Here is a 26,013-nt window from a genome sequence, read left to right as displayed (position 1 = left end):
GTGCGACATCGGCCTCGTCGGCTACGAAATGGCCCTCCTGGTCGACCGCGCAGGCAACGTCCTCACCCCCGACCTACGCGCCGAACTCCAGGGCAGCCTTCTGAACTAGCAGACAAGCAGTGCGTTTCCCGCCTTCGGCCCATTAGGGTGCGAGGGCGCGACCGGCGTCAGACAGGCAAGTTGAGGAGGAGACGTGGCAACGCCCCCTGACGGGTACCCGTACGGTCCCGGACAGCAGTCCGGACCCCAGGGCGAGACCCCTCACAACCGCTTCAACTTCCCGTCCGCGCCGAGCCGTCGGCCGCAGCGGTCCCAGCCGCCGCGGCAGCAGCAGCCCCCGCAGTCCCCACCCCGCCCGTACGACCCCCAGCCGTACGAGCCGTCGGTGTACGAGCCCCCTCGGACGCCCGGCATTCAGCCGGTGCAGCCGCAGCCCCCGGCGCCCCAGGCGCCCGCGGGCGGCGCGCACAATCCGTTGGTGCGCCCGTACGCCATGACCGGGGGCCGGACCCGGCCGCGCTACCAGCTCGCCATCGAGGCGCTGGTCAGCACCACGGCCGACCCGGCCCAGCTGCAGGGACAGCTGCCGGAGCACCAACGCATCTGCCACCTCTGCCGCGAGATCAAATCAGTCGCCGAGATCTCCGCACTTCTCTCCATCCCCCTCGGCGTCGCCCGGATCCTCGTCGCCGACCTGGCGGAGGCCGGGCTCGTCGCCATCCATCAGCCCGGCGGGGACGAGACCGCCGGCGGACAGCCAGATGTGACACTGCTCGAAAGGGTGCTCAGTGGACTTCGCAAGCTCTAGCGGTGCAGCCCGCTCCACCACCTCCGCGAAAATCGTGGTGGCGGGCGGCTTCGGCGTGGGTAAGACCACGTTCGTCGGGGCCGTCTCAGAGATCAACCCGCTGCGCACCGAAGCCGTCATGACCTCAGCGTCTGCGGGGATCGACGATCTCACGCACGCGCCGGACAAGACGACTACGACCGTGGCGATGGACTTCGGCCGCATCACCCTGGACCAGGACCTGATCCTGTACCTCTTCGGTACGCCCGGTCAGGACCGCTTCTGGTTCATGTGGGACGACCTGGTGCGCGGCGCGATCGGCGCGGTCGTCCTCGTGGACACCCGCCGCCTCGCCGACTGCTTTCCCGCCGTCGACTACTTCGAGAACAGCGGACTCCCCTTCGTCATCGCCCTCAACGGCTTCGACGGCCACCAGCCGTACACGCCGGACGAGGTCCGCGAGGCGCTGCAGATCGGGCCGGACGCCCCGATCATCACGACCGACGCCCGCCACCGCAGCGAGGCGAAGAGCGCGCTGATCACGCTCGTGGAGCACGCGCTCATGGCCCGCCTGCGCTGACGACGCGCACGCACCACGCCGAAGGCCCCCGCACCGCTTGGTGTACGGGGGCCTTCGGCATGTGCGGGTCAGTCGGTGAGGGTGTCGCCGACGGCGGTGAGCAGCAGCGCGAGGGAGGTGGCCCCGGCGTCGGGGTGGCCGTGGCCGAGGTCGCCCATGCGGGCGGCGCGGCCGCGGGCCGGGACGAGGTCGGCGGTCGCGGCGGCGGCGTGGGTGGCGGCCTCGGCGGCGGCGCGCCAGGACTTGGCGGGGCCGTCGGCGGTGTGGGCGCGCAGCGTGCGGCGGAACGGTTCGAGGGCGTCGAGCAGGGTCTTCTCGCCGACGCGGGCGCCGCCGAGGTCGGCGACGGCGTGGTGGGCGGCGTCGGCGGCGTCGGCGAACAGGGCGGTGGTGCAGGGGCCGTCGGGTGCCTTGGCGAGGACGGCGCCGGTCTCGGCGAGGAGGGCGCCGTAGAGCGCGCCCGACGCGCCGCCGGAGGCGTCGGCGAGGGCGAGTCCGGCGGCGAGCAGGGCGGCTCCGGCGGTGCGGGGCGCGGCCGGGCCGGTCTCGGTGGCGCGGGCGGCGGCGACGGCGGCGCGCAGTCCGCGGACGATGCCGATGCCGTGGTCGCCGTCCCCGGCGACGGCGTCGAGGCGGCCGAGTTCGTCCTCGTGGGCGGCGACGGCGTCGAGGGCGGCGCGGAGGGCGGCGGTGGCGGGCAGATCGGCCGCGTCGTCCGGGCGGGCGGGCGCGGTGCGGGCGGCCGGGATCCGTGCGGTGTCGGCGTCGGCCGGGCGGTCGTCGGCGGTGGGGGTGTGGTCGCCGGGCAGGGCGCGGAAGGCGGGGGTGTCGCAGGGGGCGTCGTAGAGGGCGGTGAGTTCGTCGTCGAGGGCCATCAGGGAGAGGGAGACCCCGGCCATGTCGAAGGAGGTGACGAACTCCCCCACCTCGGGGCGGTACGGCCTCAGGCCGGCGGCCCGCAGGCGGCGGTTGACCTGGCGGTAGACGACGAACATCTCCTCGTACTTGGTGCGGCCGAGACCGTTGAGGAGGACGGCGACGCGGCCGTCGGCGGGGCGGGGCAGTTCGGCGAGGAGCGGGTCGACGAGCGCATCGGCGAGTTCGGTGGCGGTCAGGCCGTGGGTGGAGCGGAGTCCGGGCTCGCCGTGGATGCCCATGCCGAGTTCGGTGGTGCCGGGGTCGACGGTGAAGAGCGGGGCGGCGGCGCCGGGCAGCGTGCAACCGGCGAAGGCGGCGCCGAAGGTGCGGGTCATGGCGTTGGCGTGGGCGGCGAGGCGGGCGACGGTGTCGAGGTCGTCGCCGCGGTCGGCCGAGGCTCCGGCGATCTTGAAGACGAAGAAGTCCCCGGCGACGCCGCGGCGGTCGTGGGAGGGGTCGATCTCCTGCCCGGCGACGGGCGGCGGGCCGCTGGCGACGTCGTCGGTGACGAGGACGGTGCGGACGTCGGTGCCCTCGGCGGCGAGGCGGCGGGCGGCGAGGCCGAAGTGCATGACGTCGCCCGCGTAGTTGCCGTAGGTCATCAGGACACCGGCGCCGCCGTCGGCGGCGCGGGCGGTGCGGTAGACCTGTTCGGCGCTGGGGCTGGCGAAGACGTCGCCGATGGCGGCGGCGTCGGCGAGCCCGGGGCCGACGAGTCCGGCGAAGGCCGGGTAGTGGCCGGAGCCGCCGCCGATGACGACGGCGACCTTGCCGGAGCGGGGAGCGTGCCGTCCGACGACGCCGAAGGCGTCCGGGACGCGGCGGACGGTGCGTGCGTAGGCGTCGGCCAGCCCTTCCAGCCAGTCCTCGCGGAAGGTCTCGGCGTGGTGTCCGGGGCCGACGGGGGTGGTGGTCATCAGGGGCACACTCCTTTGTTTCGTCCCTGTTTGATTTAACACCTACATCACAGATCTCGTCACCCCTTGCCCCAGAAATCCCGGAGCCACCTGGGAGAACGGCCACGCAAAATCCCTCGCATCACACCTTGCATGTGAAGATCTCAGGATTGATGATGCTCGCACCGCGCCCGCCGACCGGCGGCGCCCGAGCCCGGAGACCCGGCTCCCCTGCCCCGACCCGCCGTCCGCCGTCCTGCGGCGGCACCCGCCCCACGGAGGCGTGACATGGCACCACCCACCCTGTTCGACCGGATCGGCATCCCACGTCCGCTGGTCTTCGGCTACCTCGGCGTCCTGCTGTTCATGGTGGGCGACGGCGTCGAGTCCGGATTCATCGCGCCGTTCATGGCCGACCACGGCGCCGGGACCGAGGTGCACGCCTCCTATGTGATCACCGCGTACGGCGTGACCGTCATGCTCGCCTCCTGGCTCTCCGGGGCGCTGTCGGACCTGTGGGGGCCGCGCCGGGTGATGCAGTTGGGGCTCGCGGTGTGGGTCGTCTTCGACGTGCTCTTCCTCACCCTCGCCATCGGCCCGCAGAACTACCCGCTGATGCTGGTCTTCTACGGTCTGCGCGGCTTCGGGTACCCGCTCTTCGCCTTCGGATTCCTGGTGTGGATCACCGCGACCGCCCCGAAGGCACGGATGGGCACCGCCGTCGGCTGGTTCTACGTCGCCTTCACCGGCGGTCTGCCGACGCTCGGCTCCCTCGTCGCGGGCGTCACCAACCCGCTCTTCGGCCACCTGGGCACGTTGTGGGTGGCGCTGGCGATCATCGCGGTCGGCGGGGCGTTCTGTCTGCTGGGCGTGCGCGAGCGCACCGGTTTCGCGCGGCTGGCGCCGCCGGAGGTGCGTCCGGTGCAGTCGCTGCTCTCCAGCCTCTCGATCGCCTGGACCCATCCGAAGGTCGCCGTCGGCTGTGTGGTGCGCATCATCAACACCGCGCCGGAGTTCGGCTTCCTGGTGTTCCTGCCGACGTTCTTCGCCAAGGAGTTGCACTTCGGCGAGGGCCGCTGGCTGACGCTGCTCGCCGTCATCTACGGCACCAACGTCTTCTGCAACCTCCTCTTCGGTGTGATCGGCGACCGGATCGGCTGGCGGAAGACGATCGCGTCGTTCGGCGGCGTCGGCTGCGCGATCACCACGCTGGCGCTGTACTTCGTCCCGAAGGCGGTCGGCAGCAACTACACCGTCGCGATCGTCGTCGGGATGCTCTACGGCGTGACGCTCGCCGGGTTCGTCTCCATCTCGGCGCTGATCCCGGCGCTCGCCCCGGACAACAAGGGCGGCGCGATGGCCCTGCTCAACCTGGGTGCGGGCGGCGCCGCGTTCGTCGGTCCGGCGATCGTCAGCCTCTTCCTGGGACCGCTGGGTCCGTCCGGCGTGGTCATCATCTTCGCCGCGCTGTACGTCGTCTCGGCGCTGCTGACGCTGTATCTGAAGACGCCGGAGGAGGAGAGGGCGGCGGAGCAGGTGCCGGACGGGCCGGACGCCGCGCCGGAGCCGGTCCGCGCCTGACCCGCCGACCGCACGCACCGGGCCCCGCACCAGTCCGTGGTGCGGGGCCCGGGGTGTGTCCGGCGAGGGTCAGCGCTGCCAGCTGGTCGCGCCGTGGAAGCCGTACTGGCGCTCCAGACGGCGCCAGCGCGCGGCGGTGGCGCGGGGGCGCACCGGGGCGGCGGGGCGGTGGGCGGCGCGGGCCAGGAGCACGGCGGTCAGCGCGGCCAGCTCCTCCTCGCTGGCCTCGCCCTTCTCCACGCGGATGGGGTTGGCGGGTGCTGCGGAATTCATGCGTTCGTCTCCGTCGTCTTCGTCGTCTGTGCTGCCGAGGCCGTTTGCGTCGCCGGTCGGACCGGCGGGGCGGCTACTGCGGCGGGTTGCCGTGCTTGCGGGCGGGCAGGTCCGCGTGCTTGGTGCGGAGCATCTCCAGCGAGCGGATGAGCGTGTGCCGGGTCTCCGCCGGGTCGATGACGTCGTCCACCAGACCGCGCTCGGCGGCGTAGTAGGGGTGCATCAGCTCGGACTTGTACTCCTTGACCATGCGGGCGCGCATCGCCTCGGGGTCCTCGGCGTCGGCGATCTGGCGGCGGAAGATGACGCCCGCCGCGCCCTCGGCGCCCATGACCGCGATCTCGTTGGTCGGCCAGGCGTAGGTGAGGTCCGCGCCGATCGACTGCGAGTCCATGACGATGTACGCGCCGCCGTACGCCTTGCGCAGCACGATCGAGATGCGCGGCACGGTGGCGTTGCAGTAGGCGTAGAGCAGCTTGGCGCCGTGGCGGATGATGCCACCGTGCTCCTGGTCGACGCCGGGCAGGAAGCCGGGGACGTCGAGCAGGGTGACGATCGGGATGTTGAAGGCGTCACACATCTGGACGAAGCGGGCGGCCTTCTCGGACGCCTCGATGTCGAGGACACCGGCGAGCGACTGCGGCTGGTTGGCGATGATGCCGACCACCCGGCCGTCGAGCCGCGCCAGCGCGCAGATGATGTTGGTCGCCCAGCGCTCGTGGACCTCCAGGTACTCGCCGTCGTCGACGATCTCCTCGATGACCTTGTGCATGTCGTACGGGCGGTTGCCGTCCGCGGGGACCAGGTCGAGGAGGGCGTCGCCGCTGCGGTCCGCGGGGTCCTCGCACTCGACGACCGGCGGGTTCTCGCGGTTGTTGGCCGGGAGCAGCGAGAGGAGGTAGCGGACCTCCTCCAGGCAGGTGGCCTCGTCGTCGTAGGCGAAGTGCGCCACGCCGGAGGTCTCGGCGTGGACGTCGGCGCCGCCCAGTCCGTTCTGGGTGATCTCCTCGCCGGTCACCGCGCGGACCACGTCCGGGCCGGTGATGAACATCTGGGAGGTGTCGCGGACCATGAAGACGAAGTCGGTCAGGGCGGGGCTGTAGGCCGCGCCGCCCGCGCAGGGGCCGAGCATCACGGAGATCTGCGGGATGACGCCGGACGCCTTGGTGTTGCGCTGGAAGATGCCGCCGTACCCGGCGAGGGCGGAGACGCCCTCCTGGATACGGGCGCCGGCGCCGTCGTTGAGCGAGACCAGCGGGGCACCGGCCTGGATCGCCATGTCCATGATCTTGTGGATCTTGGTGGCGTGCGCCTCACCGAGGGCGCCGCCGAAGATCCGGAAGTCGTGGGCGTAGACGAAGACCGTCCGGCCGTGGACCTGGCCCCAGCCCGTGATCACACCGTCGGTGTAGGGCTTCTTCGCCTCCAGGCCGAACCCGGTCGCCCGGTGCCGACGCAGCGGCTCCACCTCGTGGAACGAACCCTCGTCGAGCAGCAACTCGATCCGCTCGCGAGCGGTCAGCTTGCCCTTCGCGCGCTGGGCTTCGGTCGCCCGCTCGCTGGGGCCTCGGTACGCCTGCTCGCGGATCGCGTGCAACTCGGCGACGCGCCCACGGGCGTCGGTCGCGCCCGCGGGCACCTCTTCGACAGTGGTCATGCATCGACGGTACGTGGGCGAGGGCCCGGGCGCCGATGTCAGTTTCGTACAACGTCGGATGCGATTTGGTGGGCAAGCAGTACAGAAGCCTCCTGTACGTGAGGTCGCCGCGCTGCTCCGTTCGGGTGGGGTGCGACCCCTGTGCTGTATGGGGCCGACAAAACCGGGGCGGGCGTGCGGTGCCCCGTCCGGTGGCGTCGGCGCCGGTCAGCGCAGTGTGAGGGTGGCGGCGTGGGTGGCGCAGGCGGTCCCCGGGGTGAGCCGCAGGCGCAACGTGCGGCCGGTGGCGAGGACCGTGAGACCGGGGTCGTGGTGCGGGACGGCGGCGACCGGCCGGTGCCAGACGATCTCCAGCGGCTCGCCGGTCCGCTCCGGCGCGGCGGCGTGCAGGGTGGCGGTGCGCGGCCCGGTGCGGCGGACGAGGAGGCTCACCGGGCCGTCGGCGGTGAGCGGTCCGGCGGTGCCGGGGCGGAAGAAGTTGACGGCGGTCAGGCCGAGCGCGGGGACGGTGACGGCGTGCCGGTCGGCGGTGTGGGCGAGGACGGTGAGCCACCGGGGGTCGGCGGCGCGGGCGGCGACGGCGTGGCGGGTGGCGCCGGGCATCAGCAGGTAGCGGTACCGGGCGCCGTCCGGGTCGGTGCCGTGGTCGTGCCAGAGGGTGAGGTAGCGGCGGGTGAGCGGGGTGGGGTCGGAGTCGGCGTTGATGTCGTGCCAGGAGCCGGTGCGGTCCTCACGGCGGGTGTGCAGCGCGGCGCCGCCCGGGAAGACGTAGCCGCCGTGTCCGGCGAGGTGGGCCCAGCGGGCGGCGGGGAAGGTGCGTGCGGTGCCGGGGGCGGTGGGTTGCGGGTGGCCGTCGACGGTGAGGGTGGCGCCTTGGGCGGTGCCGAGGGCGCGGTTGTCGACGACCGTCTCGACGGGCACGCCGTCGTGGGCGGTGATCCCGGCGCCGAGGCAGACGACGGTGTCGTCGAGGAAGAACCACGACTTGTGGGCGGTGAGCGTTACGCCGAGGCCGCGCAGATGCTGGCCGACGGCGGCGTAGGTGCCGTCGGTGGTGCCGCCGACCCAGCGGACGTCGGGGCGGGGCGCGCCGAAGGCGCCGCCCTCGTTGTCGGCGAGGCGCCGGGTGGAGACGGTGGTGCCGGGCATCCGGTAGGGGTCGACGGTGGGCCAGAAGGCGTCGGTGTACTGCGCGCCGCCGGTCTCCCCCGCCCACCAGGAGAGCATCCCGGCGCCGGTGTGCCAGCCGCGCGGGTTCTCGCCGTTGCCGTTCTCGTAGTGGGCGATGCGGTCGGAGGCCATGGCGAGCCCGGCGGTCCAGCCGGGGCGGCGGTGGACGGCGCGGTCCATGGCGGGGAAGAGGCGGTGGCCGTCGGGTTCGGGGGCGGGTGCGGCGGGGCCGTCGGCGACGGCGGTGAGGCGGGCGAGGTCGGCGACGGTGTACTGGCGGTCGGTACGGACCGGCAGCACCCGGTCGCGGACGATGTGGCCCTTGACCAGGGCGTGCCAGCGGGCGCGGGCGGCCGGGTCGGCGCTCTCGGCGAGCAGGGCGACGGCGGCGAGGAGGGCGTGGCCGTGGTAGTGGTCGCTGCGCGGGACGCGGCGGTCGTCGGTGAGCAGCGCGCCACGGCTGACGGCCCGTCCGCTGACCATGTCCATCATCAGCCCGTCGTGGAGCAGCGGTGCGTAGGCGTGGGTGACGCTGTCGAGGACGGTGTGGCGGGCCGGGTCGGTGACGGCCCACTCGGTGGCGGCGAGCAGGGCGAGGAGTCTGCCGATGCCGTCGAGGAGGACGTAGCCGTAGGTGCCGGAGTAGGCGACGGCGGTGTGCTGGACGAAGGAGCCGTCGGCGTAGAGCCCGTCGCCGTGGGTGACGTAGGGGAAGACCGGGGAGAGGGCGTCGCGGGCGAGGGCGATCCTGGCGGGGTTCCGGCCGAGGACGCCGCTGAGGGCGACGACGCGGCAGAGGTCGACGCGGTTGGCGCCGGTGCTGGTGCCGGTGTACGCGCCGAGCATCGAGTCGGGGACGAAGTGGTCGACGGCGGCGAGGTGGCGGGCGCGCTCGGCGTCGGGGAGCGGGCCGCCGGGCAGATGGGTGTCGAGGATCGCGAGGGTGTCGAGGAGCTGCTGCGGGGTGCCGATCTGCCACTCCCACCAGTTGCCGTAGCGCTCCGCCCCGGCGTGGTAGACGGCGGCTTCGAGGTGGTCGAGGCCGGTCAGGACGGCGTCGGCGAGGGCGGCGTCGCCGGTGTGTCCGGTGCCGGGCCGGGCGTACGCCTCGGCCATGGTGTGCAGCCGGGTGTGACTGCGGGTGATCCCGGCGGGCGGGTCGAAGGGCTGGTCGGGCCAGAGCGAGGCGGCGGCGGGCCGCATGGTGGCGGCGAACCGTCCGGCCAGCTCCCCGGTCTCGCGCAGCGCGCGGGCGTACGGCTCGGCGGCGGGGTCGTAGCCGGTGCCGAGGATCAGCTCCGCCCAGCGGCGGCGGAGCGTGGCGAAGACGTCGTCGGGGGCGGCGGGTCTTCGGGCCGGTGCGGCCGGTGCGGCCGAGGTGGCGGGGGTGGCGGCGCCGAGGGCGGCGGCGCCCCCGGCGGCGAGAAAGGCACGGCGGGACCAGGCGGCGGGGTGCGGCACGGTCGTTCCTCTCGGTGACGGCGCGGCGGCCGTGTCCGCCCACGGCGGGCCCGGACCGGCCAACCGGCCTGCGGGGCGGCGCACTTGGCGGGCGGAGCGCCGGTGTAGCACGGGGCGCGCGGCGCGACAAGAACCCCGCGAAAGGGGAGGGAACGGGCGGGACGGACGGGACGGAAGAGGCGCCGCGAGCCCCTCCCCCGCGTCGGCGCACCCGGCCCCCGAGGCCGTCCGGAATCTCCCTCACCCGAAGAAGTTGAAACTTGAACGAGACCCCGCTACAGTCATTCTCGTTGAACGTTAAACAACTTCTTCCGAGGAGGAGCCATGGCTCTGTTCACCCGCAAGCGCGCCGCAGCCCCCGCCGCCCCCGCCCTCGTCGCGGCGGACCCCGCGCTCACCGCGCTGACCGGCGACTACACCATCGACCCGGCCCACAGCAGCATCGGATTCGCGGTGCGCCACGCCATGGTCACCAACGTCCGCGGCTCCTTCGGCGCCTACGAGGGACGGCTGCGCCTCGACGGCTCCCGCCCGGGCGACTCCACCGCCGCGCTGGAGATCCGGACCGAGAGCGTCGACACCGGCATCGGCGACCGCGACGCCCACCTGCGCGGCGGCGACTTCTTCGACGCCGAGACGTTCCCCCTGATGACCTTCGGCTCCACCGCCGTCGAGCAGCTCACCGCCGACCGCTTCCGCGTCACCGGCAACCTGACGATCAAGGACGTCACCCGGCCGCTCACCCTCGACCTGGAACTCCAGGGCGCCGCCACCGACGTCTACGGCTCCGAGCGCGTCGGCTTCGAGGGCAGCACCGAGATCCTGCGCTCCGAGTGGGGCCTGACCTGGAACGCCGCGCTGGAGGCCGGTGGTGTGATGGTCAGCGACAAGGTCAAGCTCACCTTCGACATCTCCGCGGTGAAGAACGCCGCCTGAACCGCCCGAGCGGTCACCACATACCGCGGCCCCGCGCCGGTCCCCTCCCCCGAGGACCGGTCGCGGGGCCGCTTCGCGCGCGGGACCGGCTACTCCTGCGGCTCCACCCCGGCGCGCAGCAGCCCGTACGCGTAGGCGTCGTCGAGCGCCTGCCAGGAGGCGGCGATGACGTTCTCGGCGACGCCGACCGTCGACCACTCGCCGTTGCCGTCGGTGGAGGAGATCAGCACACGGGTGATCGAACCGGTGCCCTGGCGGCCCTCCAGGATGCGGACCTTGTAGTCGACCAGCTCGATCCGGGCGAGCTGCGGGTAGATCCGCTCCAGCCCGACGCGGAGCGCCCGGTCCAGGGCGTTGACCGGGCCGTTGCCCTCGGCGGTGGCGACGATCCGCTCGCCCTTCGCCCACAGCTTCACCGTCGCCTCGTTGGCGTGCGAGCCGTCCGGGCGGTCCTCGACGATCGCCCGCCAGGACTCGGTACGGAAGAACCGCGCGGCCCTCCCCCGCTCGCCCCCGCGCGCCAGCTCGTCGCGGAGCAGCAGCTCGAAGGAGGCGTCGGCGGCTTCGTAGGTGTACCCCGCGAGCTCGCGTTCCTTGACCCGCGCGACGACCCGGCCGACCAGCTCCCGGTCGCCGCCGAGGTCGATGCCCAGCTCCTTGCCCTTCAGCTCGATCGAGGCGCGACCGGCCATGTCGGAGACGAGCATCCGCATGGTGTTGCCGACCAGCGCCGGGTCGATGTGCTGGTACAGGTCCGGGTCGACCTTGATCGCCGAGGCGTGCAGTCCGGCCTTGTGGGCGAAGGCCGAGACCCCGACGTACGGCTGGTGGGTGGCGGGCGTGAGGTTGACGACCTCGGCGATGGCGTGCGAGACGCGGGTGGTCTCGGCGAGCTTGCCGGGCGGCAGCACCGCGCGGCCGTACTTCAGCTCCAGCGCGGCGACCACCGGGAAGAGGTTGGAGTTGCCGACCCGCTCGCCGTAGCCGTTGGCGGTGCACTGGACATGGGTGGCACCGGCGTCCACCGCGGCGAGGGTGTTGGCGACGGCGCAGCCGGTGTCGTCCTGGGCATGGATGCCGAGCCGGGCGCCGGTGTCGGCGAGGACGGTGCGGACGACCGCGGCGACCTGCGCGGGCAGCATCCCGCCGTTGGTGTCGCAGAGGACGACGACATCGGCGCCCGCCTCGCTCGCGGTGCGCACGACCTGCTTGGCGTAGGCGGCGTCCAGCGCGTAGCCGTCGAAGAAGTGCTCGCAGTCGAGGAAGACCCGGCGCCCCTGGTCGCGCAGGTACGCGACGGTGTCCGCGACCATCGCGAGGTTCTCCTCGGGCGTGGTGCGCAGCGCCAACGCGACGTGCCCGACATGGGACTTGGCGACCAGCGTGACGACCGGCGCACCGGACTCCACGAGCGCGGCGACCTGCGGGTCGTCCTCGACCCGGACCCCGGCCTTACGGGTGGCGCCGAACGCGACGAGCTGGGCGTGCCGGAAGTCGATCTCGGCGCGGGCGCGTTGGAAGAACTCGGTGTCGCGGGGGTTGGCGCCGGGCCAGCCGCCCTCGATGAAGCCGACGCCGTAGTCGTCCAGGTGGCGGGCGAGGGTGAGCTTGTCGGCGACGGTGAGGTTGATGCCCTCGCGCTGGGCGCCGTCGCGGAGCGTGGTGTCGAAGACATGGAAGTCGTCGGGGACCGCGCCCGCGGGGCGGGGCTCGGGCGACGCCGGGGCTGCGTGTGCGTCCGTCATGCTGGTCTGGCTCCTGTCGGGATCTCGGTCTACCGGAATGACCGGCTCCACCGCCCCTCCATGTTCCCTCGCGCTCCGTCCTCCGGTGCCGGGTGGGTCCGGAAACGAAAAAACCCCTCGCGGGTGCGAGAGGTCTGCGCGCGGGTCTGGGACGACGAGGGCCGCGCCGTACACGGTAGGTACGGGGCGGTCACTGCGGACCGGCGCGCCTGCTGCCAATAATCATGGCGAACGAGAGCACGGAGGGCAGTCTGGCACGGCTCGGGCGGCGCGAGGTAGCCGGTCTCACGATGCGGGCGGCGCGTCCGGCGTGGAGCCGTCCGCGCAGGTCCGCCACGCGCCGCTCCCCACGGGTGCCGCGGTCCGGCGGCGGCCCGGGGAGAGGGCCGCCGCCGGCCGGCCGACGGCCCGGGCCGGCTCGGGGGGACCGGCCCGGTGCGTCGCGCAGGGCGTCCGCCGGTCAGGGTCCGGGCGGGCGCCGTGGTGCGGGGCGGGCCGGACGGCTGGCGTCCGGCCCGGTGGGTCAGGCGGTGGCCCGCCCGGTGGCCGGGGCGGGTGCGCCCGGCGCGTCGTCCTTGCCGACGCGGTGCAGGTCGATGGTGCGGGTCTCGCGCATCGTCAGGTAGACGACGAGGGAGACGGCGGCGCACCCGGCGACGTACCAGTAGTAGCCGGACTCGATGCCGCCGTTCTTGAACCAGAGCGCGACGTACTCGGCGGTGCCGCCGAAGAGGGCGTTGGCGATGGCGTACGGCAGGGCGACGCCGAGGGCGCGGATGCCGGTGGGGAACAGCTCCGCCTTCACACAGGCGTTGATCGAGGTGTAGCCGGTGACGATGACCAGCGCCAGCAGCGAGAGGCCGAGCGCGGGCCAGAAGGAACCGGCGTGCCGCAGCAGCGTCATGATCGGCACGGTCAGGAACGTCGAGCCGAGCGCGAAGGTGATCAGCAGCGGGCGGCGGCCGATCCGGTCGGAGAGCCGTCCGGCGACCGGCTGGAGGCACATGAAGAGGAAGAGCGCGCAGAAGCTCACCAGCGAGGCGGTGGACTTCTCCATCCCGGCGCTGTTCGACAGGTACTTGGTGAGGTACGTCGTGTACGTGTAGTACGCCACGGTGCCGCCCATGGTCAGCGCGATGACGAGGAACGCCTCGCGCCTGTGGGCCAGCAGCGCCTTGAGGGTGCCGCGGTCGGGGTCGGCGGCGGCGTCCTCGTCGGCGGCGTAGACATCGGCCTCCAGCATGTTGCGGCGCAGGTAGAAGACGACTCCGGCGCCGAGCGCGCCGATGATGAACGGGATCCGCCAGGCCCAGCTGTGCAGCGCCGCGTCGGACATGGTCCGCTGGAGGAGGATCTGCAGGCCGAGGCCGAGGAGCTGGCCCGCGGTCATCGACACGTACTGGAAGCTGGAGGCGAAGCCGCGCCGTCCGGGGGCGGACGCCTCGGTGAGATAGGTGGCGCTGGCCGCGTACTCGCCGCCGACGGAGAGGCCCTGGAGCATCCGGGCGATCAGCAGGACGGCGACGCCGCCGTAGCCCGCCGTGGCGTAGGTGGGCGCGACGGCGATGAGGATCGCCGAGGCGGACATCAGGGTGACGGTGAGGGTGAGCGCCGCCTTGCGGCCCTTGCGGTCACCGACCCGGCCGAGCAGCCAGCCGCCGACGGGACGCAGGAAGAAGCCGACCGCGAAGATCCCCATGGTGTTCATGAGGTTGGCGGTGTCGTTCCCCTTGGGGAAGAACGCGTCCGCGAAGTACACCGCGAAGCTGGCGTACACGAACCAGTCGAACCACTCGACCATGTTCCCGGCCGAGCCGACCCAGATCTTCTTCCACTGTTCTCTCCCCATAGCCGATCACGGTCGCCGACCGGCGGCCGCTCGGCAAGGGCAACGTCCGCAACGATCCCGCGTACTTGAGTGCGTTGCGTTCGCGGACGGGGATTTCTCCGGGCGCGCCCGGGCCGGGCCGGGATCAGGCCGGGGTCAGCGTCTCGTCGAGGAACTCCGCCACCTGACCGCGGACCGTGGCCGGGTCCGTGCCGGGCAGGCCCACGACGAGGTGGGTGGCGAAGCCGTCGAGGAGGGCGCGGATGCGGGTGGCGAGGCGTTCGGCGTCGGCGGCGCGGAAGGTGCCGTCGGAGGCGCCCTCGACGAGGAGGGCGACGAGGTCGCGGTGCCAGGCGAGTTCGAGGTCGAGTTGGCGCTCGCGGGCCGCGTCGTCGGCGGTGCGGGTGCGGTTCCAGACCTCCAGCCAGAGCGTCCAGCGCGGGTCGCCGGGCCCGTCGGGGAGGTAGAGGTCGACGAGCGCGTCGAGGCGTGCGCGGACCGGGACGCGGCGGGCGAGGGCGGTGCGGCGGTCGGCGCCGAGCTGCTCCTCGCTCCAGCGCAGCGTCTGGAGCAGCAGCTCGTCCTTGGTGCCGAAGTAGTACAGGATGTGGCCGCTGCTCATACCGACCTCGCGGCCCAGGCCCGCCATCGTCAGTCCCGCGAGGCCCCGGGCGGCGATGGTCGCCATCGCGGCGGCGAGTACCTGCTCGCGGGGTTGGTCGAGCCGCCGCCGGGGGCGGCGGGCGGGTCCGGACACGGGGGCCTCCGGGGTCGGCGGAAGGGTGACGGAAGGACCCTATGGGACGGCGGCCGGTCCGCCGTCCCCGGCGGGCGTCAGGGGCGCGGCTGCTGCTGGGTGATGCAGTGGATGCCGCCGCCCGCCGCGAAGAGGGTGCGGGCGTCGACGAGGGTGACGGTGCGCTCCGGGAAGAGGCGGCGGAAGAGCGCCGCGGCCTCCTCGTCGCGCGGGTCGTCGAAGGCGCAGAGGACCACACCGTCGTTGCAGAGGTAGTGGTTGAGGTAGGAGTAGTCGACGAACTCGCCGTCCGCCTCGACGACGGTCGGCGCGGGCACCTCCACGACCTCCAGGCGGCGCCCCCGGGCGTCGGTGGCGGCGCGCAGCACCTCGGCGATCTCCTTGCCGACGGCGTGGTCGGGGTGAGCCGGGTCGGGCTGGCTGTGGACGAGGACGGTGCCGGGGCGGGCGAAGGCGGCGACGATGTCGACATGGCCGCGGGTGCCGAACCGGCCGTAGTCGGCGGTGAGTCCGCGCGGCAGCCAGAGGGCCCTGGTGGTGCCGAGGTGGGCGTGGACCTCCGCCTCGACGTCCGCCTTGGTGCGGCCCGGGTTGCGGTCCGGGTCGAGCTGCACGGTCTCGGTGAGCAGCACGGTGCCCTCGCCGTCGACATGGAGCCCGCCGCCCTCGTTGACCAGCGACGACGCATACGTACGGGCCCCGGCCAGGCCCGCGACGTGGGCGCCGATCCGGGCGTCGTGGTCCCAGCGGGCCCAGTCCTGGGCGCCCCAGCCGTTGAAGATCCAGTCGGTGGCGCCGAGCGCGCCCGCGCCGTCGGTGAGGAAGGTGGGGCCGATGTCGCGCATCCAGGCGTCGTCCAGCTCCGCCTCGACGACCTCGATGTCCGGGCCGAGCAGCGTACGGGCGCCCTCGGCGGCGGTGGGCGCGGCGACGACGGTGACCGGTTCGAAGCGGCGCACCGCGCGGGCCACCGCGGCCCAGGCGTGGCGGGCGGCGCGCAGCGTCTCCCCGCCCGCCGGGCCGAAGGTGGCGTTGGGGCCGGGCCAGGCCATCCAGGTGCGGTCGTGCGGCGCCCACTCGGGGGGCATCCGGAAGCCGTCGGCGGCGGGCGTGTTCATACGGGTTTCCTCACGGGTCGGGTGCCGGGCGCGCGCCCGGCGGCTCACAGGAAGTACAGGCGGGTCAGGGAGACGGAATCGGCCGGGTCGGAGCGCATCGCCTCGCCGTCGAGGGTGACCAGTCCGCTGCGGGCGTCGACCTGCACCTCACCGATCCGGGAGTTGTGGACGAGGTCGGCGGGGCCGATGCCGCGGGTGCCGCGGACGGCGACCCGTCGGCGGCGGGTGGGCAGATGGTCGCCGCCCGCCTCGGCCGCGGCGCGGGAGACGAAGGCGACGGAGAGTTCGGCGGGCGCCGCGCCGTGCGCACCGAACTGCGGGCCCAGGACGAGCGGTTCGCAGGTGTCGGTGGCGGCGTTCGGGTCGCCGGTGACGCCGTACGCGGGGAACCCGGACTTCAGCACCAGCTGCGGCTTGGCGCCGAAGAACTGCGGCTGCCAGAGCACGAGGTCCGCCATCTTGCCGGTCTCGATCGATCCGATCTCGTGCGCCAGCCCGTGGGCGAGCGCCGGGTTGAGCGTCAGTTTGGCGATGTAGCGCAGTACGCGGGCGTTGTCGTCGTGCGGTCCGTCGCCGTCGAGCGGGCCCAGCTCCGCCTTCATCTTCCCGGCCATCGCGAAGGTCCGGCGGACGGTCTCCCCGGCGCGGCCCATGCCCTGCGCGTCGGAGGAGGTGATGCCGATGGCGCCCAGGTCGTGGAGGACGTCCTCGGCGCCCATCGTCCCGGCGCGGATCCGGTCGCGGGCCATGGCGGCGTCGCCCGGCAGATCGGTCTTGAGGTCGTGAACGGAGACGATCATGCCGTAGTGCTCGGCGACGGCGTCCCGCCCGAAGGGCAGCGTGGGGTTGGTGGAGGAGCCGATGACGTTGGGGACGCCCGCCATCTTCAGGACGTTGGGGACGTGGCCGCCGCCGCAGCCCTCGATGTGGAAGGCGTGGATGGTGCGGCCCTCCAGGACGGCGAGGGTGTCCTCGACGGAGAGGCATTCGTTGAGGCCGTCGCTGTGCAGCGCGACCTGCACATCGTGCTCCTCGGCGACCCGCAGCGCGGTGTCCAGGGCGCGGGTGTGGGCGCCCATGTCCTCATGGACCTTGAAGCCGCAGGCGCCGCCCTCGGCCAGCGCCTCGACCAGCGGCGCCGCGCCGGAGGACGAACCGCGGCCCAGGAAGCCGATGTTGACCGGCCAGGCGTCGAACGCGCCGAACGCCCGCCCCAGCGCCCACGGCGAGTTGACGCCGACGCCCCAGACCGGCCCGAACTCCTGGCCGATGATCGTGGTGACGCCGGAGGCGAGCGAGGCTTCCATCACCCGCGGCGAGAGCAGATGGACATGGGTGTCGACGGCACCGGCGGTGGCGATCAGCCCCTCGCCGGAGACGATGGTGGTGCCGGTGCCGACGACGACGTCCACGCCGTCGAGGGTGTCCGGGTTCCCGGCCCGTCCGACGGCGGCGATCCGCCCCTCGCGGATGCCGATGGACACCTTGCGGATGCCCTGCACCGCGTCGATGACGAGGACGTTGCTGATCACGATGTCGCAGGTGTCGCGGACGGCGGCGGCCTTGAGGTGGAGCCCGTCGCGGGCGGTCTTGCCGAATCCGGCGAGGAATTCGTCGCCGGGCCGCTGGGCGTCGGACTCGACGCGGACGACGAGCCCGGAGTCGCCGAGGACCACCCGGTCACCGGCGCGCGGTCCGTGCACCGACGCGTACTCATGGGGATCCATACCGGTCATGCCTGCTCCTCCGCTCCCAGATAGCCGCAGGCGGCTGCCCGCCGCAGCGCTTCCGCCTTGGCCCCCGGCGCGTCCAGCGGCCCGTCGACGAGTCCGGCGAAGCCGATCGCGACGCGGTCGCCGCCGATCGGCACCAGCCCGACCTCGGCGGTGCCTCCGGGGTCGAACCGCACGGACGAGCCCGCCGGGACACAGAGCCGCATGCCGTAGGCGGCGGCGCGGTCGAACGCCAGCCGGGGGTTGACCTCGAAGAAGTGGAAGTGCGAGGTGACGCTGACCGGCACCGCCGCGGTGTTGCGGACGGTGAGCCGCAGCGCCGGTTCGGGCTCCGGATCCACCGGCCCGGGCAGGACGGCGCCGGGTCCGTACGGGTCGGGCACCGCGCCGCGGATCGGGTCGCTGACCACCGCGAGCCGGGAGCCGTCGTCGAAGACCGCCTCGACATGCACCTCGGTGACGACATCGGCGACGCCGGGCAGGACGTCGTCCGGGCCGAGCACCGAGCGCGCCGCCTCGATCGCCTCGGCGAGGCGGCGCCCGTCGCGGGCCGCCTCGCAGACGGTGTCCGCGATCAGCGCGGTGGCCTCGGGGACGTTCAGCCGCACCCCGCGGGCCCGGCGCGCCCGCGCCAGCTCCGCGGCGCCGAACAGCAGCAGCCGGTCGCGTTCCGTCGGGGTCAGCCGCATCTCACACCTCCAGCTCGATTTGAGCGTCACTCTAATTGGAGGGTGGGTGGTATGGGAAGAGGTGCCTTGTCGCCTTTCAGCAGCAAGGGATCGATGCCATTGAACGTCGCTCTAAAAATATGGGGCCCAGGACGCAGAACGGGCCGCCACCCGTGAGGGGTGGCGGCCCGGTGCGGCGCTCGGCCGGTGTGGCGGGAGGGGTCAGCCCAGGGGGTGCATCCAGCCGTGCGGGTCGGCGGCGGCGCCGGTCTGGATGTCCAGCAGCGCCTTGCGGAGCTTCATGGTGACCTCACCGGGCTGCCCGTCGGCCACGTCCCAGGCACCGTCGGCGGACTTCACCGAGCCGACCGGGGTGATCACGGCGGCGGTGCCGCAGGCGAAGACCTCGGTCAGCGAACCGTCGGCGGCGCCCGCCCTCCAGTCCTCCACGCTGATCCGCTCCTCGGCGACCTCGTAGCCCAGGTCGGCGGCGATGGAGAGCAGCGAGGCGCGGGTGATGCCGGGCAGCAGCGAACCGGTCAGCTCCGGCGTGACGATGCGGTTGCCGAAGACGAAGTAGAGGTTCATGCCCCCCATCTCCTCGATCCAGCGGCGCTCGATCGCGTCCAGCCAGACGACCTGGTCGCAGCCCTGCTCGGCGGCCTGCGCCTGGGCGACCAGCGAGGCGGCGTAGTTGCCGCCGGTCTTGGCGGCGCCGGTGCCGCCGGGCACCGCGCGGACGTACTCCTTCGACAGCCACACCGACACTGGCTTCACGCCACCGGAGAAGTAGGCGCCCGCCGGGGAGGCGATGACGAGGAACATGTACTCGTTGGCGGGCCGGACGCCCAGCCCGACCTCGGTCGCGATCATGAACGGCCGCAGGTAGAGCGACTCCTCACCGGAGGCCGGCACCCACGCCTTGTCCTGGGTGACCAGCGCGTCGCAGGCGGCGATGAAGGTCTCGACGGGCAGCTCGGGCATGCCCAGCCGACGCGCGGAGTCCTGGAAGCGGCGGGCGTTGGCGTCCGGACGGAAGGTGGCCACCCCGCCGTCGGGGCGGCGGTACGCCTTCAGCCCCTCGAAGATCGTCTGCGCGTAGTGGAGCGTCATGTTCGCCGGGTCCATGGAGAGCGGCGCGTACGGGACGAGCTGGGCGTCGTGCCAGCCGCGGCCCTCCGTCCAGCTGATCGTCACCATGTGGTCGGTGAAGTGCCGGCCGAAACCCGGGGCCGAGAGGATCCGCTCCCGTTCGGCGTCGGACAGCGGGTTCGCGGAGGGCTTGAGTTCGATCGTGGGCGTCGTCATGAATGCGTTCCTTCACTGCGTCTTCCGGAGCCTGCGGCCCGGCGGGCGGGGCCGGGAGTGCTCGGGGTGCGGCACCGGTGCGGTTGTTACGGCCGCGCGCCCCGGGCGCGGGGTGGCCCTGGCGTCAGGGGCGCCTCGTCGTCGCGGCCGGCGGTCCATGTCCGATTATCGCGCGCGGGTGTCCGGGGGCGGAACGGGCGTGCGCGGGTCCGGTTGCCCGGCGTACGCCGGTACGGACCGGTTCGTCCGCCGAGGAACCCCCCGGACCGGTGGTACGTACACGGGATATACGGCACGGAGCGCCGGGCCCTGTCGGCCCGGCGCTCCGTGGTGTGGCGGTACGGCGCGGGCGTCAGCCCGCTACGCGTGCGGCGAGCAGATCACCGATCTCGTCGGTGGTGCGGGCCGTGCCGTCGCGGGCCTCCAGATCGGCGGCGACCGCCTCCTCGATACGGACCGCCTCGGCGTCGAGACCGAGGTGGCGCAGGAGCAGGGCGACCGAGAGGATCGTGGCGGTCGGGTCGGCCTTGCCGGTGCCCGCGATGTCCGGCGCGGAGCCGTGGACCGGCTCGAACATCGAGGGGAACTCGCCGGTCGGGTTGATGTTCCCGGAGGCGGCGAGGCCGATCCCGCCGGTGACGGCGGCGGCGAGGTCGGTGAGGATGTCGCCGAAGAGGTTGTCGGTGACGAGGACGTCGAACCGCTCGGGCTGCGTGACGAAGAAGATCGTCGCGGCGTCGACGTGCAGATAGTCGGTGGTGACCTCGGGGTACTCCGCGCCGACCTTGTCGAAGATCTTCTTCCACATGTGCCCGGCGTGGACCAGCACATTGTTCTTGTGGACCAGCGTCAGCTTCTTGCGGGGCCGGGCGGCGGCCCGCGCGAACGCGTCCCGGACGACCCGCTCGACACCGTAGGCGGTGTTGACGCTGACCTCGGTGGCGACCTCGGCGGGGGTACCGGTGCGCAGGCTGCCGCCGTTGCCGGTGTAGGGGCCCTCGGTGCCCTCGCGGACGACGACGAAGTCGATGTCGGGGCGGCCCGCCAGCGGCGTCGCGGTGTTCGGGAAGAGCTTCGACGGCCGCAGGTTCACGAAGTGGTCGAAGGCGAAGCGGAGCTTGAGCAGCAGTCCGCGCTCCAGTACGCCGGAGGGCACGGACGGGTCACCGATCGCGCCCAGGAGGATCGCGTCGTGCTCCTGGAGCGCCGCCAGCTCCTCGTCCGGGAGGGTGTCACCGGTCGCGTGCCAGCGCTTGGCACCAAGGTCGTACTCCTTGGTTTCCAGCTTGACGTCCTGCGGGAGGACGGCGGTCAGGACCTTGAGGCCCTGGGCCACGACCTCCGGGCCGATACCGTCACCGGGGATCACTGCGAGGCGAATGCTGCGAGACATGCCTGGACCCTACTCGTCGTCCCATTCGTTGACACGCGGCGTCCGCCATACGGACACATGGGGAGCCGGTCAGCCGCCGTTCACCTCACCGACCCGCCGCGGACGGGTCGCGCTGGGACATTCGGGGCCATGACTGGAGACTCCCGGGGGAGCGCCCCCCTGTCCTCGCATCTGCCGCGCGTGGGCATACCGGAACGGCTCGCGGCCCGGATGAGCATGCCCGAGCAGCACGCGTACCTGCGGACCCAGCTGACCCGGCGGGGCCTGCTGCGCACCTCGGCGGCGGGCGCCGGGACCCTCGCCGCGGGCGGACTGCTGGCCGGTTCGGCGCACGCCGCGCCCGTCGCCACCCCCACCCTGCTCACCTCGGGCGCCGCCTCGCCGGTGGACGGTGCGCTGGTCGCCCCGTTCGGCCGCCATCTGGCGTTCGGCGCCGACCCGACGACGCAGATGCGGATCTCCTGGCAGGTGCCGCTCGCGGTGCGGCGGCCGTATCTGCGGATCGGGCTGAAGCCCTGGGACCTGGGCCGCAAGATCCACGCCGAGGTCCGCGACCTGCACACCCCGTCGCTCTCGTCGAAGCTGCCCGCGGTCGACCAGTTCTATCTGCACGCCGCGCCCGACGGGCTGCGCCCGGGCACCACGTACTACTACGGCGTCGGCCACGACGGTTTCGACCCGGCGGACGCACGCCACTTCTCCACCGTCGGCACCTTCCGCACCGCCCCGGCGCGCGCCGAACGCTTCACCTTCACCGCCTTCGGCGACCAGGGCGTCAGCTACCACGCGCTCGCCAACGACCAGCTGATCCTGGGCCAGAACCCCGCCTTCCATCTGCACGCCGGTGACATCTGCTACGCCGACCCGGACGGCCAGGGCTCCGAGCACGACACCTACGACGCGCGGGTGTGGGACCAGTTCCTCGCCCAGACCGAGTCGGTGGCGAAGTCCGTGCCGTGGATGGTGACGACCGGCAACCACGACATGGAGGCGTGGTACTCCCCCCACGGCTACGGCGGCCAGAACGCCCGCTGGACGCTGCCGGGCAACGGCCCCGACCCGGAGGCGGCGCCCGGCGTCTACTCCTTCACCTACGGCAACACCGCCGTCGTCGCGCTGGACGCCAACGACGTCTCGTACGAGATCCCCGCCAACCAGGGCTACACCGGCGGTCGCCAGACCCGCTGGCTCGACCGGCGTCTGGGCGAGCTGCGCGCCACCCCCGGCATCGACTTCGTCGTCGTCTTCTTCCACCACTGCGCGTACTCCACCACCAACGCGCACGCCTCCGACGGCGGGGTCCGCGACGCCTGGCTGCCGCTCTTCGAGAAGCACCACGTCGACCTCGTCGTCAACGGCCACAACCACGTCTACGAGCGCACCGACGCCCTCAAGGGCGGCCGGGTCACGAAGCGGATGCCCCCGGGCGAGCGGGTGGACCCGCGGCGCGAGGGCATCGTCTACGTCACCGCGGGCGGCGCGGGCAAGGCGCTCTACGACTTCCCCGTCCCGGACAGCTACGAGGGCCACGTCAAGGACCTCGACCACGTGGACACCTACCACTGGACGAAGGACCGGGCGAAGGCGGAGGAGACCGTGGAGTGGTCGCGGGTGCGCTACACCGGCTTCTCGTTCCTCGCCGTCGAGGTCGTCCCCGGCCACCGGCCGACGATGAAGGTCACCGCGCTCGCCGAGTCCGGTGAACGGATCGACCACTTCGAGGTGGTCCGGTGACCCGGCTCACCCCCGGGGGAGGATCACGGCCCGCCCGTTGATCTTCCCCTGGTGCAGCCGCTCGTAGGCGAGCGGCGCCTCGTCGATCCCGTACGTCTCGGTGTGCACCGTGACCGCGCCCGCCCGGGCCAGCGCCAGCACCTCCGCCAGCTCCGCGCGGCTGCCCCAGTACGGCGCGCAGACCGACACCTCGTACGCGGTGGTCCCGAAGCCGACGGGGAGCGCACCGCCGCCCAGTCCGACGACGGTGACGTCCGCCTCCGCCGCGGCCATCGCCCCGGCAGCGGCGGCGGTCGGCGGCGCGCCCACGAAGTCCAGCACCACCTGGGCGCCCAGACCGCCGGTCCGCTCGCGGACCGCGGCGGCGGCGTGCGCGTCGGAGCGCACCGTCTCGTGCGCGCCGACCTCGCGGGCGAGCGCCAGCTTCGCGTCCGCGACATCCAGCGCGATGACCTGCGCGGCGGTCATCGCCCGCAGCAGCTGGATCGCGACATGCCCCAGTCCCCCGGCGCCGATGACCACGGCGGTCGAGCCCGGCACCAGCTTGGGCAGCGACCGTTTGACGGCGTGGTACGGCGTCAGACCGGCGTCGGTCAGCGGGACCGCCGCGACCGGGTCGAGCCCGTCGAGCGGCACCAGATGGCGCGGGTCGTCGACGACCATGTACTCCGCCATGGCGCCCGGCGCGCCCAGCCCGGGCGGGAAGATGCCGAGGTCGGCGGCGCGGCGGCAGTAGTTCTCCCGGCCCTCGGCGCAGGCCGCGCAGCGGCCGCAGCCCCACGGCCCGTAGACCGCGACCTGCTCGCCGACGGTGAGACCGGTGACGCCCGCGCCCAGCGCGGCGACGGTGCCGACGCCCTCGTGGCCCAGGGTGAGCGGCAGCGGGAAGCCCAACTGCTCCACGGGCATCCCCATCACGGCGATGTCGGAGTGGCAGACCCCGGCGGCGGTCACCGCCAGCAGCACCTGTCCGGGCCCGGCCTCGGGCTCGGGGACGGTGACGACCTGCGGCGCAACGCCGGGCTCGCGGTACTGAACAGCCTTCATCTCGCGCTCTTCTCTCTGTGTCCCGAACCCCCGGGCCCCGCGCGCGGGGTACCCACCGTCCACGAGACGGCGGCCGCAGCCGGGGAGCGACGCGCGGTCGGCGGCCGGAAGGCGGACGGCTCACCGACGGCGGCGCGGGCGGGATCGGAAGGGCGCGACGGGATGCGGCCGCACCGGCCGCACCCCCGCGGGGCTCAGTGCCCGGTCGTGCCGCCGTTGTCGCGGCGGTCGAGGGCGCGCTGGAGGGCGGCCGCCGCGTTCTTGCGGTCGGCGTCGTTGGTGCGGCGGGCGGAGTGACGGGTCCTGCGGACGGCGGTCTCGGCCATGATCACGTCTCCCATACCTAGGCCCCACGGCCCGGACGCACCGGGCGGAAGGGTCACATCAATCGGAAGGCCGGAGGGGCGGGGGCCGGCGCGGCAGGGGTCACCTGCCCTCAGCACGGGCCACATCCGCCGTCGCTCGATGGAGCGATTCGTTCGGCTCCTACAACGCTAGGCGAGGTGAGCCGTGATGTCTGCACAATTACTTGGTCTTCCTACTATCTGAGACGGCCATGCCCGCAACGGCCGTCCGGCGCCGCGTGCGGGACGCCCTCGGGACGCACGCGAAGCGCCCCCGGCCGGTCGGGCCAGGGGCGCTTCGCGCGGCTGGAGAACCGCGGGTCACCGGCGAACTGGGGGGAGGTCGCAGGCCGGTGACCACCGGGCGGGTTCAGGGGCCGCCGCCCGGTGTCCGGGGGTGTCAGCCCATGTGCGGGTAGCGGTAGTCCGTCGGGGCGACCATCGTCTCCTTGATGGCGCGCGGGGACATCCAGCGCAGCAGGTTGAACTTCGAACCGGCCTTGTCGTTGGTGCCGGAGGCACGGCCGCCGCCGAAGGGCTGCTGACCGACGATGGAGCCGGTCGGGCGGTCGTTGACGTAGAAGTTGCCGGCCGCGAAGCGGAGCTTCTCGGAGACCTCGGCGACGACCTGCCGGTCCTTGGCGAGGACGGCGCCGGTCAGCGCGTAGGCCGACGCGGACTCCATCTGCTCGACCGTCTTGTCGAAGTCGGCGTCCTCGTAGACGTGGATGGCCATGATCGGGCCGAAGTACTCGGTCTTGAAGACCTCGTTCTCCGGGTCCGAGCAGACGATGACGGTCGGGCGGACGAAGTAGCCGACCGAGTCGTCGTAGGTGCCACCGGCGACGATCTCGCAGGTCGGGTCGGCCTTGGCGCGGTCGATGGCGGCCTTGTTCTTGGCGAACGAGCGGTCGTCGATCACGGCGCCGATGAAGTTCGACAGATCGGTGACGTCACCCATGGTGAGGCCGTCGACCTCGGCGGCCAGCGCGTCCTTGAGACCGCCCTCCCAGGTGGAGCGGGCGACGTAGGCGCGGGAGGCGGCGGAGCACTTCTGGCCCTGGTACTCGAAGGCGCCACGGGTGATGGCGGTCTTCAGGATCGCCGGGTCGGCGGTCGGGTGGGCGACGATGAAGTCCTTGCCGCCGGTCTCGCCGACCAGACGCGGGTAGGAGCGGTAGTTGGTGATGTTCTCGCCGACGGCCTTCCACAGGTACTGGAAGGTGGCGGTCGAACCGGTGAAGTGGACACCGGCCAGCTCCGGGTGCGGCAGCGCGACCTCGGAGACCTCCTTGCCGTCACCGGTGACGAGGTTGATGACGCCCTTGGGAAGACCCGCCTCCTCCAGCAGCTCCATCAGCAGGATCGCCGAGTGGGTCTGCGTCGGGGACGGCTTCCACACGACGACGTTGCCCATGAGCGCCGGGGCGGTCGGCAGGTTGCCCGCGATGGCGGTGAAGTTGAAGGGCGTGATCGCGTAGACGAAGCCCTCCAGCGGGCGGTGGTCCAGACGGTTCCACACGCCGTTCGGCTGGATGGGGGGCTGCTCCTGGAGCAGCTCGCGGGCGAAGTGCACGTTGAAGCGCCAGAAGTCGACGAGCTCACAGGGCGCGTCGATCTCGGCCTGCTGGGCGGTCTTCGACTGGCCCAGCATCGTCGAGGCGGCGATGGTCTCGCGCCACGGGCCGGACAGCAGGTCGGCGGCCTTGAGCAGGATCGCGGCGCGGTCGTCGAAGGACATCGCGCGCCACGCCGGGGCGGCGGCCAGGGCGGCGTCCACGGCCTCCTGCGCGTCGGCCTTGGTGGCGTTCGCGTAGGTGCCGATGACGGCCTTGTGGTTGTGCGGCTGCACGACGTCGAAGCGCTCGCCGCCGCCCATCCGCTTGACGCCGTTGATGGTCATCGGCAGCTCGACGGGGTTACCGGCGAGCTCCTTGAGCTTGGCCTCCAGGCGCGCCCGCTCCGGGGAGCCGGGGGCGTAGCCGTGCACCGGCTCGTTGTACGGGGCGGGGACGTGGGTCACAGCGTCCATGACGGCCGTGTCTCCTTCGTTTCGACGTCGGTTTGAATCGTGGTGCG

The 26,013-nt window shown here is 72.9% G+C and carries 20 protein-coding genes and 1 pseudogene; 6 read left to right on the top strand and 15 right to left on the bottom strand.

The features are described 5' to 3' along the window. The 3 genes and pseudogenes from IF23_RS0118125 to IF23_RS0118115 form a co-directional block, all read left to right on the top strand. Window positions 1–109: pseudogene (locus IF23_RS0118125) on the top strand (roadblock/LC7 domain-containing protein); the annotation flags it as partial. 84 nt (window positions 110–193) lie between these two features. Next, the gene (locus IF23_RS0118120; protein ID WP_030284901.1) at window positions 194–808 is read left to right on the top strand and encodes a DUF742 domain-containing protein; all 615 of its coding nucleotides are present in this window, start codon (window positions 194–196) and stop codon (window positions 806–808) included. After that, window positions 789–1,367 carry a GTP-binding protein gene (locus tag IF23_RS0118115; protein ID WP_073447656.1) on the top strand — a complete coding sequence of 193 codons (579 nt, stop codon included), beginning with the start codon at window positions 789–791 and terminating at the stop codon, window positions 1,365–1,367. Before IF23_RS0118120 ends, IF23_RS0118115 begins: the two co-directional genes overlap by 20 nt. Before the next feature lie 68 nt (window positions 1,368–1,435). Here IF23_RS0118115 and IF23_RS0118110 read toward each other — a convergent pair whose 3' ends face one another. Next, complete coding sequence (locus IF23_RS0118110) at window positions 1,436–3,202, bottom strand: dihydroxyacetone kinase family protein (RefSeq protein ID WP_030284899.1); 1,767 nt, start codon at window positions 3,200–3,202, stop codon at window positions 1,436–1,438. A 267-nt stretch (window positions 3,203–3,469) separates the two neighbouring features. Here IF23_RS0118110 and IF23_RS0118105 point away from each other — a divergent pair, with 267 nt between their 5' ends. Continuing rightward, a complete protein-coding gene (locus IF23_RS0118105; protein ID WP_030284897.1) occupies window positions 3,470–4,762 on the top strand; it encodes an MFS transporter in 1,293 nt (430 codons plus the stop codon). A gap of 69 nt (window positions 4,763–4,831) precedes the next feature. On the opposite strand, the gene IF23_RS0118100 is transcribed toward IF23_RS0118105, so the two are convergent. The 3 genes from IF23_RS0118100 to IF23_RS0118090 form a co-directional block, all read right to left on the bottom strand. Continuing rightward, window positions 4,832–5,035: an acyl-CoA carboxylase epsilon subunit gene (locus tag IF23_RS0118100; RefSeq protein ID WP_030284895.1), complete on the bottom strand. Its 204-nt coding sequence runs from the start codon at window positions 5,033–5,035 to the stop codon at window positions 4,832–4,834. A gap of 73 nt (window positions 5,036–5,108) precedes the next feature. Beyond that, window positions 5,109–6,692, bottom strand: a complete 1,584-nt coding sequence (locus IF23_RS0118095) for an acyl-CoA carboxylase subunit beta (RefSeq protein ID WP_030284894.1) — start codon at window positions 6,690–6,692, stop codon at window positions 5,109–5,111. Between the two features lie 207 nt (window positions 6,693–6,899). Then, the gene (locus IF23_RS0118090; protein WP_030284892.1) at window positions 6,900–9,323 is read right to left on the bottom strand and encodes a polysaccharide lyase 8 family protein; all 2,424 of its coding nucleotides are present in this window, start codon (window positions 9,321–9,323) and stop codon (window positions 6,900–6,902) included. 324 nt (window positions 9,324–9,647) lie between these two features. Here IF23_RS0118090 and IF23_RS0118085 point away from each other — a divergent pair, with 324 nt between their 5' ends. Then, window positions 9,648–10,259: a YceI family protein gene (locus tag IF23_RS0118085; protein ID WP_030284890.1), complete on the top strand. Its 612-nt coding sequence runs from the start codon at window positions 9,648–9,650 to the stop codon at window positions 10,257–10,259. Window positions 10,260–10,348: 89 nt separating this feature from the next. Here IF23_RS0118085 and cimA read toward each other — a convergent pair whose 3' ends face one another. The 8 genes from cimA to IF23_RS0118045 form a co-directional block, all read right to left on the bottom strand. Beyond that, on the bottom strand, window positions 10,349–12,004 hold the full coding sequence (cimA, locus tag IF23_RS0118080; protein WP_030284888.1) for a citramalate synthase: 1,656 nt from the start codon (window positions 12,002–12,004) through the stop codon (window positions 10,349–10,351). A gap of 523 nt (window positions 12,005–12,527) precedes the next feature. Beyond that, entirely contained in the window at window positions 12,528–13,853 is a 1,326-nt protein-coding gene (locus IF23_RS0118075) for an MFS transporter (RefSeq protein ID WP_030284886.1), read from the bottom strand. Between the two features lie 124 nt (window positions 13,854–13,977). Beyond that, a complete protein-coding gene (locus tag IF23_RS0118070) occupies window positions 13,978–14,589 on the bottom strand; it encodes a TetR family transcriptional regulator C-terminal domain-containing protein (protein WP_030284884.1) in 612 nt (203 codons plus the stop codon). A gap of 77 nt (window positions 14,590–14,666) precedes the next feature. Then, window positions 14,667–15,707, bottom strand: a complete 1,041-nt coding sequence (locus tag IF23_RS0118065) for an agmatine deiminase family protein (RefSeq protein WP_030284882.1) — start codon at window positions 15,705–15,707, stop codon at window positions 14,667–14,669. A 44-nt stretch (window positions 15,708–15,751) separates the two neighbouring features. Continuing rightward, window positions 15,752–17,443: an urease subunit alpha gene (locus IF23_RS0118060; RefSeq protein WP_030284881.1), complete on the bottom strand. Its 1,692-nt coding sequence runs from the start codon at window positions 17,441–17,443 to the stop codon at window positions 15,752–15,754. Next, on the bottom strand, window positions 17,440–18,129 hold the full coding sequence (gene ureA, locus IF23_RS0118055; protein WP_030284879.1) for an urease subunit gamma: 690 nt from the start codon (window positions 18,127–18,129) through the stop codon (window positions 17,440–17,442). The genes IF23_RS0118060 and ureA overlap by 4 nt, the downstream gene beginning before the upstream one ends. Before the next feature lie 201 nt (window positions 18,130–18,330). Beyond that, window positions 18,331–19,416: a branched-chain amino acid aminotransferase gene (locus IF23_RS0118050; RefSeq protein WP_030284877.1), complete on the bottom strand. Its 1,086-nt coding sequence runs from the start codon at window positions 19,414–19,416 to the stop codon at window positions 18,331–18,333. 352 nt (window positions 19,417–19,768) lie between these two features. Beyond that, window positions 19,769–20,809, bottom strand: coding sequence for a 3-isopropylmalate dehydrogenase (locus IF23_RS0118045; protein ID WP_030284875.1), 1,041 nt, complete (start codon window positions 20,807–20,809; stop codon window positions 19,769–19,771). A gap of 129 nt (window positions 20,810–20,938) precedes the next feature. Here IF23_RS0118045 and IF23_RS0118040 point away from each other — a divergent pair, with 129 nt between their 5' ends. Next, a complete protein-coding gene (locus IF23_RS0118040) occupies window positions 20,939–22,543 on the top strand; it encodes a purple acid phosphatase family protein (RefSeq protein WP_051739676.1) in 1,605 nt (534 codons plus the stop codon). Window positions 22,544–22,549: 6 nt separating this feature from the next. On the opposite strand, the gene IF23_RS0118035 is transcribed toward IF23_RS0118040, so the two are convergent. The 3 genes from IF23_RS0118035 to pruA form a co-directional block, all read right to left on the bottom strand. Then, window positions 22,550–23,590, bottom strand: a complete 1,041-nt coding sequence (locus IF23_RS0118035; RefSeq protein ID WP_030284871.1) for an NAD(P)-dependent alcohol dehydrogenase — start codon at window positions 23,588–23,590, stop codon at window positions 22,550–22,552. Window positions 23,591–23,784: 194 nt separating this feature from the next. After that, window positions 23,785–23,916, bottom strand: a complete 132-nt coding sequence (locus IF23_RS35425; protein WP_281179980.1) for a hypothetical protein — start codon at window positions 23,914–23,916, stop codon at window positions 23,785–23,787. Window positions 23,917–24,334: 418 nt separating this feature from the next. Then, window positions 24,335–25,966 (bottom strand): L-glutamate gamma-semialdehyde dehydrogenase, encoded by a 1,632-nt coding sequence (pruA, locus tag IF23_RS0118025; protein ID WP_030284870.1) that lies wholly within the window; start codon window positions 25,964–25,966, stop codon window positions 24,335–24,337. Window positions 25,967–26,013: the final 47 nt, after the last annotated feature.

It is taken from the genome of Streptomyces catenulae (assembly GCF_000718015.1).
In the GTDB taxonomy this organism is placed as follows: Bacteria; Actinomycetota; Actinomycetes; order Streptomycetales; family Streptomycetaceae; genus Streptomyces; species Streptomyces catenulae.
This window is presented reverse-complemented; position numbering and strand designations above follow the sequence as displayed.